We start from the raw sequence: 15,085 nt of genomic DNA on the forward strand, positions 1-15,085 counted from the left end.
TAGTATTGCACAGAATCCCGTCAGTCAAAAATGCACTCATGAAACTACGGTCCGGCTTTGGAATTCGAGTATGTTCAAATGCAGAAGATAAGGGATGAACTGAGGTGGAATTTTCCAATCACATTCGATCCGGAAAAGAACAGCGGAAGGAGTGGATGCATATGCAGAGACAGTTAAAATAAAACGGATGGCTAGGAGGTATTACGAGGAACAGTTAAAGATATGAAAAGGCTCATTGACCAATTTAAATTCCTTTTTCGAGATTCAGGCACCGGCGAATTCATCTATCCTACCGCCACCTTGTTGCCCGATGATAAAAATCATGTCATCATCAAAGTATTTGGAATGGTTTAAATATAATTCCTATAAAGAATCGGGTGTATAAGGCCATTATGAAAAATCTATGAAAGGAGCGAAGGGCTTAAATAGTCACCCCTTCATGCTGCTATTTTGAAAACTATACAAAAGTGCCATAAGCTCAGGGCGATTACTAACATTCAGTTTTCTGTAAATGCGGCTGATATAGTTTTTTACCGTGCCGATGGATAGAAAAAGTGTTTTTGAAATTTGCTGATTCGTCTGGCCTTCGTTGAGTAGAATAAGCAGTTCATACTCGCGTTTAGAAAAGGCCCCTAATTTTTCAATTGCCTTATCCAAAGATACTGGTGATTTTTCAACACCATCCTGCTGCAGCTTCTTCATTAGAAAAGATTTGAATGAGGCAGGATAGACTATTTGACCATTGGCACATTGACGGATTGCCGACACCACTTGTTTCATTCCACTATCCTGTAACACATAACCTGCTGCACCATGGCATATTGCTTCGATAAGATAATGGTCTTCTGAACAGGCAGTAAGAATGACGAAAGGAATGGATGGGTGTCTTTCCTTTAGGATTGGCATTACTTCCTGTCCATACTTCCCTGATGACTGGACATCAAGAAGAATGACATCAACTGATACTGTATAATCAAGATCAAGAAATTCCATTTCATTCCCCGTTGTTCCTATGACCTTAATGTCTTCTTCTTTTTCGATGATTCCCTTTAGCCCCCCTTTGCCACCATATATCATTAGCTTAATCGACTTCATAACTTCACCTGTTCTTTTCATTATTTGTTAATAATCCGATGATTTTTATAATTGCGGCCACCACGAATAGTTCTATTGGTCTATATATTACATCATTAATTCACTTGATAACAATATAAATGAAATAAATTCAAAAGCAAAATTTAAACTGTAAAATATGCTTTAAAAAAGTGCACGGTAAAAAGGCTATCAACCTGTTTGCCTTCAGGAAGATAGCCTTTTTCTTTGTTCCTCGTCTATGAGTGTATCAAGTTTCATGATGCTTTCCTTTGCCCGGAGAAAATCAATTTTACGGTAATGGTGTTTTCCACCTTCTTCTTCATCTTTTTCGTCGGCCCATTTGACGACCTGCTGAAGCGGTGTTCGAATAATATCATTTGAAGGTAAAAACGAATCGGTGTGAAATAAAATGGCGAGGGAAATTGTCTTTGCCTTTATCGGGTTCTCTCCCAAACGGATTAATAGTTTATGTGCTCGTTCTGCACCTTTAATGGGATGGATATCATTTTGTTTGTACAGATCATAATCCCATTTACCGTTGCGATACCAGGTAAAATGGCCCATATCATGCAAAAGTCCAGCTTTAGCTGCAATATCAGGGTCTATCTTATATTCGTTTGCTAGGTGAAACGAATGGTATGCTACCGCAATCGCATGAGCCAGACCTGAACGGTTCAAGTATTTTTGAGCAATGGGATGTGTAAAAATATCTAAAAGCTTTACATCTCTCATCTAACCCCTCCTTACAATTATGTGGAAATTTTTAATGACAATCATAACTCTTTTCGAAACAAGAATCAAGGTTTTAAGCTTCCCCTCCTGATATATTTTATGCAGCCTGATACACTTTGTTTGTACAAAAAAGGACCATTGCAGGTTATAGGCAATGGTCCCCTCATGATCAACCAAATTCAGTTTTGTATTACATGTTTTTTTAAGGAACGCCGTAAAATTTTACCAGTTGTGTTTTTTGGAAGTTCATCCAAAAACTCAATTTTTGCCGGAACCTTATACTTAGCCAAGTGTTCCATGCAATAGGCAAGTAATTCTTCCTCGGTCAATGCATTGTTTTTCTTTACCACGAAGCAATGAACCACTTCTCCCTGATTTGGATCCGGGATGCCTATGGCTGCTGCCTCGACTACTTCAGGATGGGCGTACAGAACCTCCTCCACTTCACGTGGGTAGACATTATAACCCCCGACGATGATTAGTTCCTTTTTACGATCTACGATGAAAAAATACCCTTCATCATCCATCCTCGCTAAATCGCCTGTATACAACCAGCCATTTTTCAAGACTGCCGCCGACTCTTCAGGCATTTTATAATACCCCTTCATTACATTCGGACCCCTTACAATCAATTCTCCTACCCCATTGATCGGCACTTCTTCACCAAGCTCATTGACCACTTTGTTTTCCACCCCAAGGATCGAGGTTCCGATGGATCCCGCCTTCCTTGGACGATCCAAAGGGTTGAAGCAGGTAACGGGAGATGCTTCGGATAAACCATACCCTTCCGAAACACTGACATTAAATTTCCGCTCGAATGCTTCAAGCAGTGACACTGGCATGGCGGATCCACCTGAAATGCATATGCGCAACGACTTCAGATCGTCTTCTTTCGCATCGGGAAATTGGAAAAGAAAATTGTACATCGTTGGCACCCCAGCAAAAACGGTTGCATCATATTTTTTGATTTGCCTGAATATTTCCTTTGGACTGAATTGCGGGACAATTAAAAGCGTACCTCCGCTCATCAATGGGGCATTCACAACTACCGTTAAACTGAACACGTGGAACATTGGTAATGTCGTAATGACACGGTCACTTTCCGTGATTTTCAAATAATCACCAACATCATGAGCATTGGAGAATATATTGGCATGTGTGAGCATGGCCCCCTTCGGTTTCCCCGTTGTCCCTGAAGTGTAGAGTATGATTGCCGTAGCATCAGGATCCAGGTCAGGACCTTTAAAACCGGCATGCCCCTTTTCGACCATTTTTGCAAACGATTTCATTTTTGGGTAGATGTTAAATTTGCTAATATCCCCATTATTCGGCTGCGTTTCACAAATCACATACTGTTCTACGCTCGAGAGGATCGGGTTCATTTTCTCGAATAAGGGTACAAGCTTATCTAAAGTCACGACGACCTTTACATCGCCATTATTCAGGATGTAACCAATCTCATCAGGTGTGTAAATTGGATTTACGGGAATTACGGTCGCCCCTGCTCGCAAAGCTCCATACAACGAAATGATGAAATGTGGAGAATTGCCTAATACCAGCGCAACATTATCACCTTTTGAAACACCAAGCCTATGTAATTCGTCTGCAAACTTTGTAACGGCCATATCCAATTCCCCATATGAGGTGGATTGATCCATAAAATAATAAGCTGGCTTATCGGCCTTTCTTAAAGCCGTTTGATGAAGCTGTTCAGATAAATTCATCGTTCTCCCTCCCCTGTAAATAGCATGAATGAACAATCATTCATTTTTATAAAAGACTAAATACATTTTTATTATATTAAAAGAATGCGTTTACAGCAACAATTTTATCCATATTCAAGCAATTACTGTCATTATTAGACACAAAAGCCGTCCTATTAAATCGGGACGGCTTTTCAGGCTTAATATATTAAAGCCAATATTTCTTCTTTCGTTACATTGCCAAAATAATGCCGAACATCTATCTCATCTAGTACACTGCTGATGGCTTCCTTTTCATAGCGTATTCCAGTAAGCTTTTGTTCAATATCCGCAACCTCTCCGACCCCGAAGAAGTCACCGTAGATTTTACAATTCTCAATGATTCCCCTGTTCACTTCAAGACGGATATCAACAGAGCCCACCGCGAATCTATGTGAGTTTTGCAAGTTGAATTTAGGCGATTTTCCGTAGTTCCACGCCCAGTTTTGATACCTTTCTTCCGAGATTTTATGAATTTCCTCCCAATCGGCCTCCGTTAAAACATACTCTGTAACTTTGCCGCTACCTTTGAATATATTTTGCAGAAGGAATGAACGGAATTCTTCAACAGACATCGGTTCTTTTAAGAAATCAGCGATATTTCCGACACGGCTTCTTATCGATTTAATTCCCTTGGACTCGATTTTATCCTTTTTCACTTTTAAGGCGGATACAATGTGATCCATTTCTGATTGAAACAACAATGTCCCGTGACTGAACATTCTGCCCTTCGTTGAAAACATCGCGTTGCCGGAGATTTTCTTTCCTTCGGCCAGGATATCATTACGTCCGCTTAATTCAGCATGTATTCCAAGTTTCTCAAGCGTTTCCACGACAGGCTGGGTGAACTTCTTGAAATTATGGAAGCTATCTCCATCATCTTTCGTAATGAAACTGAAATTGAGATTTCCTAGGTCATGATAAACAGCCCCGCCCCCTGAAAGGCGGCGAACTACTGTAATGCCATTTCCCTCTACATAATCGGCATTGATTTCTTCAATTGTATTTTGATTCCTTCCAATGATGATTGAAGGGCGATTTATGTAAAATAGGAGATAGGTTTCATCTATATTTAAATGTTTAAGCGCATATTCTTCAATGGCCAGATTAATTCTCGGATCTGTAATTCCCTTATTATCAATAAAAAGCACAGTTGTTCCTCCTTGTAGAGTCCATTCATTACCCTAATGTTTCATTTATAGTTGGAATTCGAGATTGGTTTTAGCTACAGCTATTTCCCTTTTGAATACCTCGGATGCTTCTTTTTTCAGTTGATCAAGATCCCCATAATGAGGAAGATGAGTTAACAGCAAAAGCTGGACGTCGGCCTTGGCTGCTAGCATGCCCGCTTCTCTAGCCGTCATATGCCCCGCCTTTGAACCATCCATATCACTGTAAAAGTTACTTTCACACAATAAAACATTTGCGTCTTTAGCGAAATCTGCTAACTCATCCATATAAGAACTGTCACCTGTATAAACAATCGAATGATTTTCAGCTTCAATCCTCATAGCAAAACAAGGGACTGGATGTTTTGTTTTCATGAACGTAAATTTACACGGTCCTATGGTTAAGGGTTCATCAGCAGAGTAGGCTATGCCCTTTGTCACGTCTTTATAAGTTAACTTTCCAAATTCGGCTTGGTCTAAATCATGACCATAAATAGGTATGGTCCTTTTTTCGCTGCCCAATAACTGCTGTATGAGCGCAGCGTGCTGCAGGACACCAATATCCGCAACATGATCCGGATGATAGTGGGATAATACAACTGCACCTAGGTCCTCCGGCTTCATATGATTTTGCAGCTGTGATAGAACACCACTGCCACAATCAAGCAGAATGCGAAAATCTTCATATTCAAGCAAATAGCCAGAACTTGCCTCATTTTTAGCTGGATATCCGCCCCAGCAGCCAATTACGGTGATTTTCATGCTTAGGCACTCCTTTTTTCTCTCAATGACTTCCCCATTAATATAAACTATTCTTTCCCTCATTTCACCTTTTTTACTTATGTTATAAAACATCGATTGACAATCTGTATCTGTTATAATACAATGGAGTTATAGAAAAGCGAATAACAAAAAAATTCAGGAGATGATGTTCATGATTCAAAGTAGCGTTGAGTTCTTTAAAAACCTGCCTCCGAAACAATGCACGGAATGCGGAAAAAAAATTGAAGAACAGCACGAATGTTATGGAAACCACTGTGATCATTGCCTTTCTGGAGAGTAGTAGTAATGTGTTTCACCATCCTCTGCGGCAGGATGATCCCATATAAAGTTCGGTTTAACAGCTGAAAACCCAATATAAAGAAGAGATACCGATCATCGGTATCTCTTCTTTTGGTTTTTTACGATTCATTGCATTCCAGCCAAAAAAATAGAATTATCACGGAGCGGATAATCCTTTGAATAAATATATTTTAAATAGTTCAGCAATTTCATCTTTCTCTAATGGGGCATGGTTCCTTTCCCAATCAAAAATGAGGGCAAGGTACATCTTTAACATCAGGAAAGCTGTTATCTCTGGATCGCAAGGCTTTATATAGCCCTTATCAATCGCTATTTTAAGTTTGTCCTTAATGTAAGATACGACAGCTTCTTCCATTTCATTAACCATTTCCTGAACGGCCGGCGTACCAATTTCCCGCTCTTCCTGAAAAAGCTTTAAAGATAACTGATGCTCCTGCCTGAACTCCAGGATTCGATAAACGGCCCGATGCAGGTTTTCAAAAAAGGAGAGCTGATCATCCAAAGATTGTTCCGCCTCATATTTCATTTCCTCTATCATCCGCTGAACGATTTCTCTAAACAGCTCTTCTTTATTTTTATAAAAGGTATAAATGGTCCCTTTTCCCACATTGGCAATTTTAGCGACTTGATCCATCGTCGTTGCCTTATACCCAAAAAGTGAAAACGACTTGGTCGCGGCTTCTAAAATTAATTTTTTACGATCAACAGACATTTCCCACCTCAATCCTGACCAAACGGACAAAACAGTCATTATGTTCAAAAATATCATACCAAAAATATTCAGTCTTTTCAATTTAATTTTAAATTTTCTAGAGAAATAATGGCCATCCTCATTACTGGACAGCCACCTTTTCGAAAATTGGGTATTTAATTTTCCACAGTAAAAACAAAAGTGCCGCTTATTCAGATGTATAGCATGAAAATATGTAGAGGCACATTACAGAATGGTTAAACTGAATATCCCATATAACTATTTTTCCTGTAATCTGTTTAAAATGATTGTGGCCAAAGCATCGATGAATTCAGGTTTAACATTGGGCATATCCGGCCTGTAGTAAGCTGCACCAATATCTTCCGTCACAACCTTACATTCATAATCGTTATCATAAAGGACTTCAAGATGCTCGGCCACGAAGCCTACAGGAATATAAATGAAAGCTTTATACCCTTTTGCTTGATGAAGATCTCTGGTTAAATCCTGTACATCCGGCCCAAGCCATGGTTCAGGTGTTTGTCCAGCGCTTTGCCAGCCTACTGCATAATTGGTGACACCCGCGCCTTCAGCAATCATGTCTGCAGTTTCTTTCAATTGATTTGGATACGGATCTCCAGATTGCAAGATTTTCTCAGGGAGACTATGTGCAGAAACGATCAAAGCGAAATTATCGCGTTCTTCCGAGGTCATTTTCCCGATTACACCTTTTACTTGATCTACCCAATATTGAATGAATTTCGGCTCATCATACCAGCTTTCAACAGAAGTGATGGTCATGTCACCCAATTTAGCGGCTTCATCCTGTGCACGTCCATTATAAGACTTCACGCTGAATGTTGAAAAATGCGGTGCCAATACTATACTGACAGCTTCTTTGATTCCATCATCATGTATTTGTTTCACTGCGTCTTCAACAAAAGGTTCAATATGTTTCAGTCCCAGATATGCCTTGAATTCAATTTCTTCCTGAACGGAATTCAATTGCTTTTCAAGGGCTTCAGCTTGTCCCGCCGTTATTTTTGCAAGCGGGGATAATCCACCGATCGCTTCATATCTGCCTTTTAGATCGGCAATCAATTCGTCGCTTGGTCGTCTCCCATGACGAATATGTGTATAATATCTTTCAATATCCGCCTCAGTGTACGGAGTACCATAAGCCATGACTAGAAGGCCCATTTTTTTTCTTGACATGAAATTACACCTCTTTTAAAGATTTCGTTCTTTTATTGTGCATCCAATTAAGGATTTTTAGCAAATGGTTCGTTCACCTTACTTCATTTTTGATGAATATTCATGAATGAAAGCGGTCAGTCTCTTCAGTGTTTCCGGATTTACGGAAGGGAAAACCCCATGTCCAAGGTTAAAGATGTAGCCATCCTGTTCCATGCCCTGATCCAGGATCCTTTTCGTCCGTTCTTCTATAACATCCCATGATGATAATAGCAGTGCAGGATCAAGGTTACCTTGAACCGTTTTCTGTATTCCCATTTGTCTTGCTTCTGTAATCGGAAGTCTCCAATCCAGACCGACTACATCAATCGGAAGGTCATTCCATTCCAGTGCCAAGTGACTAGCACCGACCCCAAACATGATTAGTGGTACATTTTCTTCACGTAATGAAGAAAAGATACGAGTCATGATTGGCTTGATGAATACGCGGTAATCCTCAACGTTCAATGCACCCACCCATGAATCAAAAATTTGGACGGCTTTAACGCCAGCCTTAATTTGGGACTTGACATAGATGATGATCATATCCGCTAACTTATCCATTAAAGCAAACCAGGCCACTGGCTCGGAATACATGAATGCTTTCGTCTTATTGTAGTTTTTGGAAGGGCCGCCTTCAATCATGTATGAAGCAATGGTGAATGGTGCACCGGAAAAACCAATCAAAGGAACGGACAATTGCTCCGTGGTCAATAATTTAATCGTGTCCAACACATAAGGGATGTCTTCATCTGGGTTCAATTCACCCAATTTTTCAACATCCTTTACTGATTTGATCGGATTGGAAATTACTGGACCGATTCCCGACTTAATATCGACATCGACACCAATGGCTGGTAGCGGTGTCATTATATCTTTATATAAAATCGCAGCGTCTACATCATATTGCTCAACTGGCAATCTAGTCACATAAGCGCATAATTCCGGCTGATGAGTGATCTCGAATAGGGAGTACTTCTCTTTCAGTTTACGGTATTCCGGCTGTGAACGGCCAGCCTGACGCATATACCAAACAGGCACATGATCCGTTTTCTCTCCTCTCGCAGCTTTTAAAAATGTATCATTCGTAATTTCCTTAGACATTAATATCCACCTTTCAAGCAATCACGTTTCTATTTTCATTCATACTTACCTAGAATATCAGAAGGATGTTGAATTTCAAATCGAATCTCCTTAAACTATAGCTTTTTATATAATAGAAGTATAGCCAACCTATATATTTGTCAGAAAATCGACGTTTTTATAAAAATCTTACCGGTTTCCAAGTCCAATGGTTTGATTGGAAATGGTAAAAGCACGATTCATTGGGTAAAATGGGTATACAGGTACTATATAGAAATTGGAGGGGAATTTATGAATGTATTCATCACATCAGGCACTTACGATTTTTTGAAAATCAAAAAAGATAAGCACCCGAAGGAAAAAATATTACTTATGCAAAACCCTGACACTACAGTCCTTTTACATGAAACATCAGGTAAAACGATCTTTAGCTCGCCACGTAAATATGAAGTAGTCGATGGGAAAGGAAACCTTCAAGATCATGGCTATGTAGTCATGAACAATATCCCTGTCAGTGAAGAAGGACGACCGGTATTCGAACATCGTTTTAAAAACAGGGCCGGATTCATAGAAAATGAACCAGGTTTCGTCGCCCTTCGTGTCCTGCGGCCCATCAACTCTGAAACTTATGTAATCTTAACGATTTGGGAGAAACAAGCTGATTTTCTGAACTGGAAGAACTCCAGTTCCTTTCAAAAAGCGCATAACAGCGACTCCAAAGCTCCAGTTACGAATTCCAGCCAGAAGATGTTTTCAGGTGAAGCCTATGTAACGCAGTATACATTGGTGAAGGATTCCGAAGAATGATCCATTCCTGCTCAATAAAAGGTCCATCCTCTCAAGGATGGGCCTCTTAGAAATAATCGCAATCCGACAAATTCCTTCTTTATTTCCGGGGAAATGCAACGGATATATACATATATTTCATCTATGAATCCTTTTTCAAATGACTCTCCTCCTAAGTAACTTATACAAATTAAACAAGGTTAAACTATATGCGACTCCTAATGCATAACCTGCCAAGATATCAGTTGGAAAATGAACGTTCATAGCGATCCGGCTGACCCCTATTAGCAGAACCAGACAAACGAAACCTATTCCCACTACCCATTTCAATGAGTTTCCCTTAACTTCTTTTATGATGAAATAAGTAACCATACTAAAAAAAATAAGGCCGACCATTGCATGGCCGCTTGGAAAACTGAAGCCACCTGCCTCCATCAAATGATTTTCAGGCCGCATTCTTTGAATATGATTTTTTATCCACCTGTTTAAAACATCGCCCCCAGACACTCCGATAGAGAAGACGGCCATGGTCAAATAATCCTTCTTTATTACCCATAAATATAGGACACATAGTAAGCTTCCAAAACCAATGACTTTGGATTTCCCAAGATATGTGATGAATTTGAAGAAAGTGAATGAAAAAGTATTCTCACTCACGGCAAAAAGTTCTGCAATATATGTATCGAACGCTAAAGTCTTCTCACTCTGGACTTCATGCATCAAAAAAAAGAATAGCAACAAGCAAAGCAAAACCACAACGATCCAGGAATATTTAATCATAGATATAACTCTCCTCGAGGTATTTAATTTACTTTTGATTATTCTGAATATGATATACTATTTACAATTAAACCAATCATTGGGAGGTGCAAAATGATACATCGATTACACAGACTTCTAGATGGTTCATATGAAGAAATGGTTTCCATCAGGCGTTATCTTCATCAACATCCTGAACTTTCTTTTCAAGAAACCCAAACAGCGGCCTTCATCGCTGAATATTATGAAAAACTCGGAATCGAACATCAGACAAATGTAGGCGGTAATGGTGTTATTGCCAAGATTACAGGCAGTAAGCCTGGTAAAACGGTAGCATTGCGTGCTGATTTCGACGCCTTGCCCATTCAAGATGAAAAAGAAGTTTCCTATAAATCTTCCGTACCCGGGGTAATGCATGCGTGTGGACACGATGGCCATACAGCGACTCTCCTCGTCCTTGCAAAAAACCTTAATGAACTGAAGGATGAGCTGGAAGGTCAATATATATTTATCCACCAGCATGCTGAAGAATATGCTCCAGGTGGCGCCAAACCGATGATCGAGGCCGGCTGCCTTGATGGGGTGGATGTAATTTTTGGCACCCATTTATGGGCTACAGCCCCTACCGGAACGGTCCAATACGCTTATGGACCTCTTATGGCTGCAGCTGACCGATTTGAGATCATCATTCAAGGCCAGGGTGGACATGGAGCCCAGCCGCATAAAACCCGCGATGCAATCGTAGTCGGCTCCCAGCTAGTCATGGCACTACAGCAAATCGTAAGCCGCCGCCTTAACCCAATAGATTCTGCAGTTATTACCGTCGGTTCCTTTGTAGCCGATAATGCATTTAACGTCATTGCAGATAAGGCTAAAATAATCGGGACCGTCCGTACTTTCAAGGAAGATGTCCGTTCATTTATAAGCGAGGAAATAGAGCGTATTGTTAAAGGAACCTGCCTAGCTGCAGACTGCACCTATGAATATCAATACATTCAAGGTTATCCAGCTGTTATCCCACACGATGAGGAAACTACATTCCTCATCGAAAGCACTGAGTCCATCGAGGAAGTTCTGGTTACAGAGGAAATTGACCCGGATATGACAGGTGAAGATTTTTCTTATTATTTACAAAATGTGAAAGGTACATTCTTCTTTACAGGGGCCAGGCCAAAAAATGAACATACATATCCGCATCATCATCCTTTGTTTGACATCGATGAAAAAGCGATGCTCATTGCAGCCAAAATTTTGGGCACGGCAGCTGTAACCTATCATAATAAGGAACAACCATCTCCAAAGGTGAATGAATCTTTATTGCGGTAATGGTAAAGGGACGGGTTTTCGCCGTCCCTTACTCTTTAAGCAGTCTGATTCGGTAACAATTGACAGCAGTCTCCCCAAGCTGTTCCAGCAAATGATGGTTTGCATATGCACCGACAGCTGCCCCAAATCCCGGGACGAGTTGGAACATTTTGATGACATCGATGTGATCACGATATTCCTGCTGAAATTCTTGCCAGTCTATTTCCGGTAAATTCCCCGAATCCCATTTTTCTATTACCCTTAATGTTTCCAGCTTTTTTTCCTCGCTTGAAACCGCCATCTGGAAGATATGGAGAATGAACAGGCGTTCCTCATAATTATTTGGATCGAAACCGTATAAACGGGATATTTCGAATAATAACTTCATCTTGATGCTTAGCAGTAAAGGAAAATCAGCCAATCCGATTAAAAGCCCTGCCGCTCCGGTTCCCACACCTTCTATAACGGCGGTTTTCCGATATGCCGTTACAGTTTCCGCAACCCATTCTTCTTTTTGCTGCAAGGATAGAAGCACTACATTTTTTTCTTTAGACATATATTTCGAACCGGATAATACTGCCTCTATCATCCCTTTAATACTATCAGTAATCATTTTATGCACTCGGGCTGGAATATAACTGTTCATTTTGTTTTGCGCCTTTTTGGACATCCGCTCAAACCTGCCCGATTTCTTAGCTACTTTCTTTTTCCATGTTACTAGTTCCAATAATGCCTTTTGCTCATATTCATCCATCTTTTAACACCTCCGTTAAATATGTATATACCCCTTTAAAGGCTTTTATTTTCAATTTTCATTACTTAAAAGAAAAAGCTGATTTTTTGAAAAATCAGCTCCTGCTTAAAAGTTTTTAATTTTCTTTGTTGCATAATTTTTAAAACCGAATAAGAAAACAAGACCCATTGCCAGAGCCGCTAAAGCGGACATCCATTCCCCTTTCACTAGCAGGACCATGCAAAAGACCAGGTCCTCAAATAATAGGAAATAGGAAATTAGCTTTATGACTGCAGATTCTCTCATTTTTGCTGGCAATGGATACAGTGAGACCCACACTTTCCATTCATGAGCCTTCCAAACAGGCAGCAGTTGAAGGGCTGTCATGAATAGGAACATGAAAGTCACAATCAAATGTGCCCATATATTAGTGAATACACTTAAAATCACGGAACCAATGATAGTTAAACGAAAACAAAGGCCCACATAATCATTGGATCGCAACAAAGTACGGGCGTATAAATAGGTATAAGTTGATTTTTCACCATACGGAATGAAGGATAAAAGCCAGTCCATCCATTTCCTTCTTGCTACCTTCCCTTTCAAATGGGGAACATCAGTAAACATGTTCGCTATTCGATAAAAAGAATTCATCCGTTTGTTTTCCAGTTCAACCAGTCGTTCCCACTTCAACACAAAACCTTTAGTTGCGCTTCGGTAATACATGTAAAGCCCTAACAATAATAAAATGGTTATAAGTGCAAACAGGATATTTGCCCTTGAACAGATGAAATAGAGCATCACTCCATTAAGTAAAAAGCGGATGATAGAGTCCCAATGGCTCACTGATGGATCCTGATATTTCAATACCTGCCAGCGCATGGTTAAATTCAAAAACTTCAAAATAAGCAAAACAACCAGGATGATCCCAAAGTCTTTACCGCCTGCACCCGTAACCTTTGTATACATCGGGATAAATGCAATTAGGACAACCAACAGGATAAAGCCCTGCATGACCCAACTTAATACCAATGAATTCTTGAAATAGCTTTTCAAATTCGTTTCAAGCGGAAGCAAGAATACCGTATCAGGTTCTTTCAAAAAAGTATTTATCGGGCTTCTGGTTACCAGGAGCGATAAAACAAAAGCCATGATCAATTCAGCCGGGAAATCACGGTCTAAAGTCTTCACCCAATCACTGTAATAATAAGCTAAACCACCAAGGACCAATACCATGACAAAAACCAGATGGCCGTTAAAAATATAGCGAAGATATTTTTGCGTTTCATTTATATAGCCTAAATATCTTTCCTTCCAGAGATTTTGACTATTCATGTCCAATTTCTTCTTTCGTCAATTGAATATATAAATCGTCAAGAGTTGCCCCCGGCATGGAAAATTGTTCACGAAGCTGCTCAAGATTGCCTTTTGCGCGAATCTCTCCATTATGCAGGATGATGAAGGAATCACAATACCGCTCGGCTGTTGCCAGTATGTGGGTGGACATTAAAATTCCCGCTCCACTCTCTTTCATTTTCCTCATCAAATCAAGCAAGGATTGAATGCCTAATGGATCAAGACCCACAAAGGGTTCGTCGACGATATATAAAGACGGCTGTACTAAAAAGGCGCACATTATCATGACCTTTTGCTTCATTCCTTTTGAAAAATGGGCCGGAAACCATTTGAGTCTTTTCTCCATATGGAATTCCTTTAACAGAGCGTCCATCCTTTCTTTATAGGTCGCTTCCGCCAAACCATGAGCCATGGCCGTCAGCCTTAAATGCTCCTCGAGTGTCAGCTCATCATATAAGATTGGTGTTTCTGGAACATAAGTGAATTGTTTACGATATGTATCCGGGTCTTGGGCCAGTGTTTTACCATGAATCGAGACACTTCCGCCTTTTGGCTCCATGAGACCGATGATATGTTTGATCGTCGTACTTTTCCCAGCCCCATTAAGCCCGATTAACCCTACTAACTCATTTGGTTGAATGTCGAAACTTATTCCTTTTAAAACGGGCGTTTTCGTATATCCGCCCACTAATTGCTTGATTTCCAATAAGGACATATAAACGATCCTTTCTATATAGAGGTTCTTATTTCCATTTTAGCAAATTCTCCTGCTTTTATATAGTCGAGTGTTCCCGGGCTAAAATTTCCATAAATAACTAATTATAATTTTCCTGCTTGGTGGCCATCATAAATAAGGAAGAAGGGGTTAGTCATTACGTGTGATTCACATCATATTGTAAATGAGGTGTCAGTTAAAGACGTATTACACTGAAATGCCCAAAAGTTTTATTACAAATGATTTACATCATATTTGTAAATGAGGTGTCAGTTAAAGACGTATAACTGAATTAAAAACCAGAAGCTTCATTTAAAAAAATCGTTTCGAGCAAGGAGATGGTTCTCTTGCACGTAAAAGCAGAAAAATCATTCAATAATTATCAATTATGCTTTGAAAGTTGATGAAACTTTAAAGATATAGGAGATGGTTGCTTTGAATGGAAAATCTCTAAACAGATAATAACCATATTTTACTCCAATGTAGATGAGGTGTTTGTCGCAGAGAATTTATGCTAATGCGAATTTTTGAAGCAAAACCCCCTTTTTCGAACAGGCAGGGTGCAACTTAATGTTGCATCCTGTTTTTATGATTTTTCCTTTT

General features: G+C 39.8%; 15 protein-coding genes. 3 read left to right on the forward strand and 12 right to left on the reverse strand.

Annotated features, from left to right (window positions below; genetic code table 11):
* Positions 1-429 precede the first annotated feature (429 nt).
* The 5 genes from QUF94_RS20940 to QUF94_RS20960 form a co-directional block, all read right to left on the reverse strand.
* Positions 430-1,116 (reverse strand): response regulator transcription factor, encoded by a 687-nt coding sequence (locus QUF94_RS20940; RefSeq protein WP_289317525.1) that lies wholly within the window; start codon positions 1,114-1,116, stop codon positions 430-432.
* A 183-nt stretch (positions 1,117-1,299) separates the two neighbouring features.
* Entirely contained in the window at positions 1,300-1,827 is a 528-nt protein-coding gene (locus QUF94_RS20945; protein WP_289317526.1) for an HD domain-containing protein, read from the reverse strand.
* A gap of 179 nt (positions 1,828-2,006) precedes the next feature.
* A complete protein-coding gene (locus tag QUF94_RS20950; protein WP_289317527.1) occupies positions 2,007-3,551 on the reverse strand; it encodes a fatty acid--CoA ligase family protein in 1,545 nt (514 codons plus the stop codon).
* A 179-nt stretch (positions 3,552-3,730) separates the two neighbouring features.
* Positions 3,731-4,720 (reverse strand): lipoate--protein ligase, encoded by a 990-nt coding sequence (gene lplA / locus QUF94_RS20955; RefSeq protein WP_289317528.1) that lies wholly within the window; start codon positions 4,718-4,720, stop codon positions 3,731-3,733.
* 45 nt (positions 4,721-4,765) lie between these two features.
* The gene (locus QUF94_RS20960) at positions 4,766-5,500 is read right to left on the reverse strand and encodes an MBL fold metallo-hydrolase (RefSeq protein ID WP_289317529.1); all 735 of its coding nucleotides are present in this window, start codon (positions 5,498-5,500) and stop codon (positions 4,766-4,768) included.
* 172 nt (positions 5,501-5,672) lie between these two features.
* Between QUF94_RS20960 and yhfH the strand changes: the two genes are divergently transcribed.
* Positions 5,673-5,801, forward strand: a complete 129-nt coding sequence (yhfH, locus tag QUF94_RS20965) for a protein YhfH (protein WP_065310849.1) — start codon at positions 5,673-5,675, stop codon at positions 5,799-5,801.
* Between the two features lie 156 nt (positions 5,802-5,957).
* Here the strand turns inward: yhfH and QUF94_RS20970 are convergent, their stop codons facing one another.
* The 3 genes from QUF94_RS20970 to hemE form a co-directional block, all read right to left on the reverse strand.
* A complete protein-coding gene (locus QUF94_RS20970; RefSeq protein WP_289317530.1) occupies positions 5,958-6,533 on the reverse strand; it encodes a TetR/AcrR family transcriptional regulator in 576 nt (191 codons plus the stop codon).
* A gap of 258 nt (positions 6,534-6,791) precedes the next feature.
* Positions 6,792-7,727 carry a ferrochelatase gene (gene hemH / locus QUF94_RS20975; protein WP_289317531.1) on the reverse strand — a complete coding sequence of 312 codons (936 nt, stop codon included), beginning with the start codon at positions 7,725-7,727 and terminating at the stop codon, positions 6,792-6,794.
* A gap of 78 nt (positions 7,728-7,805) precedes the next feature.
* Entirely contained in the window at positions 7,806-8,849 is a 1,044-nt protein-coding gene (gene hemE / locus QUF94_RS20980; RefSeq protein WP_289317532.1) for a uroporphyrinogen decarboxylase, read from the reverse strand.
* 270 nt (positions 8,850-9,119) lie between these two features.
* Between hemE and QUF94_RS20985 the strand changes: the two genes are divergently transcribed.
* On the forward strand, positions 9,120-9,635 hold the full coding sequence (locus QUF94_RS20985; protein ID WP_289317533.1) for an antibiotic biosynthesis monooxygenase family protein: 516 nt from the start codon (positions 9,120-9,122) through the stop codon (positions 9,633-9,635).
* 135 nt (positions 9,636-9,770) lie between these two features.
* On the opposite strand, the gene QUF94_RS20990 is transcribed toward QUF94_RS20985, so the two are convergent.
* Positions 9,771-10,394 carry a phosphatase PAP2 family protein gene (locus QUF94_RS20990; protein WP_289317534.1) on the reverse strand — a complete coding sequence of 208 codons (624 nt, stop codon included), beginning with the start codon at positions 10,392-10,394 and terminating at the stop codon, positions 9,771-9,773.
* 93 nt (positions 10,395-10,487) lie between these two features.
* On the opposite strand from QUF94_RS20990, the gene QUF94_RS20995 reads away from it, so the two are divergent.
* Entirely contained in the window at positions 10,488-11,699 is a 1,212-nt protein-coding gene (locus QUF94_RS20995; RefSeq protein WP_289317535.1) for a M20 family metallopeptidase, read from the forward strand.
* Positions 11,700-11,727: 28 nt separating this feature from the next.
* On the opposite strand, the gene QUF94_RS21000 is transcribed toward QUF94_RS20995, so the two are convergent.
* The 3 genes from QUF94_RS21000 to QUF94_RS21010 all read right to left on the reverse strand — a co-directional run bounded on the left by QUF94_RS21000 (position 11,728) and on the right by QUF94_RS21010 (position 14,482).
* The gene (locus QUF94_RS21000) at positions 11,728-12,432 is read right to left on the reverse strand and encodes an EcsC family protein (RefSeq protein ID WP_289317536.1); all 705 of its coding nucleotides are present in this window, start codon (positions 12,430-12,432) and stop codon (positions 11,728-11,730) included.
* Between the two features lie 105 nt (positions 12,433-12,537).
* Entirely contained in the window at positions 12,538-13,746 is a 1,209-nt protein-coding gene (locus tag QUF94_RS21005; protein WP_289317537.1) for an ABC transporter permease, read from the reverse strand.
* Positions 13,739-14,482, reverse strand: a complete 744-nt coding sequence (locus QUF94_RS21010; RefSeq protein WP_289317538.1) for an ABC transporter ATP-binding protein — start codon at positions 14,480-14,482, stop codon at positions 13,739-13,741. The genes QUF94_RS21005 and QUF94_RS21010 overlap by 8 nt, the downstream gene beginning before the upstream one ends.
* Between the last annotated feature and the right edge of the window lie 603 nt (positions 14,483-15,085).

Origin of the sequence: Peribacillus sp. NJ4, from assembly GCF_030348345.1 — a bacterium.
GTDB lineage: Bacteria > Bacillota > Bacilli > Bacillales > DSM-1321 > Peribacillus.

Bases quoted from the DNA above. Each gene is read 5' to 3' on its own strand.
- QUF94_RS20940 (WP_289317525.1), bottom strand. From the start codon at position 1,116: ATGAAAAGAACAGGTGAAGTTATGAAGTCGATTAAGCTAATGATATAT.
- QUF94_RS20945 (WP_289317526.1), bottom strand. From the start codon at position 1,827: ATGAGAGATGTAAAGCTTTTAGATATTTTTACACATCCCATTGCTCAA.
- QUF94_RS20950 (WP_289317527.1), bottom strand. From the start codon at position 3,551: ATGAATTTATCTGAACAGCTTCATCAAACGGCTTTAAGAAAGGCCGAT.
- QUF94_RS20960 (WP_289317529.1), bottom strand. From the start codon at position 5,500: ATGAAAATCACCGTAATTGGCTGCTGGGGCGGATATCCAGCTAAAAAT.
- yhfH (WP_065310849.1), top strand. From the start codon at position 5,673: ATGATTCAAAGTAGCGTTGAGTTCTTTAAAAACCTGCCTCCGAAACAA.
- QUF94_RS20970 (WP_289317530.1), bottom strand. From the start codon at position 6,533: ATGTCTGTTGATCGTAAAAAATTAATTTTAGAAGCCGCGACCAAGTCG.
- hemH (WP_289317531.1), bottom strand. From the start codon at position 7,727: ATGTCAAGAAAAAAAATGGGCCTTCTAGTCATGGCTTATGGTACTCCG.
- hemE (WP_289317532.1), bottom strand. From the start codon at position 8,849: ATGTCTAAGGAAATTACGAATGATACATTTTTAAAAGCTGCGAGAGGA.
- QUF94_RS20985 (WP_289317533.1), top strand. From the start codon at position 9,120: ATGAATGTATTCATCACATCAGGCACTTACGATTTTTTGAAAATCAAA.
- QUF94_RS20990 (WP_289317534.1), bottom strand. From the start codon at position 10,394: ATGATTAAATATTCCTGGATCGTTGTGGTTTTGCTTTGCTTGTTGCTA.
- QUF94_RS20995 (WP_289317535.1), top strand. From the start codon at position 10,488: ATGATACATCGATTACACAGACTTCTAGATGGTTCATATGAAGAAATG.
- QUF94_RS21000 (WP_289317536.1), bottom strand. From the start codon at position 12,432: ATGGATGAATATGAGCAAAAGGCATTATTGGAACTAGTAACATGGAAA.
- QUF94_RS21005 (WP_289317537.1), bottom strand. From the start codon at position 13,746: ATGAATAGTCAAAATCTCTGGAAGGAAAGATATTTAGGCTATATAAAT.
- QUF94_RS21010 (WP_289317538.1), bottom strand. From the start codon at position 14,482: ATGTCCTTATTGGAAATCAAGCAATTAGTGGGCGGATATACGAAAACG.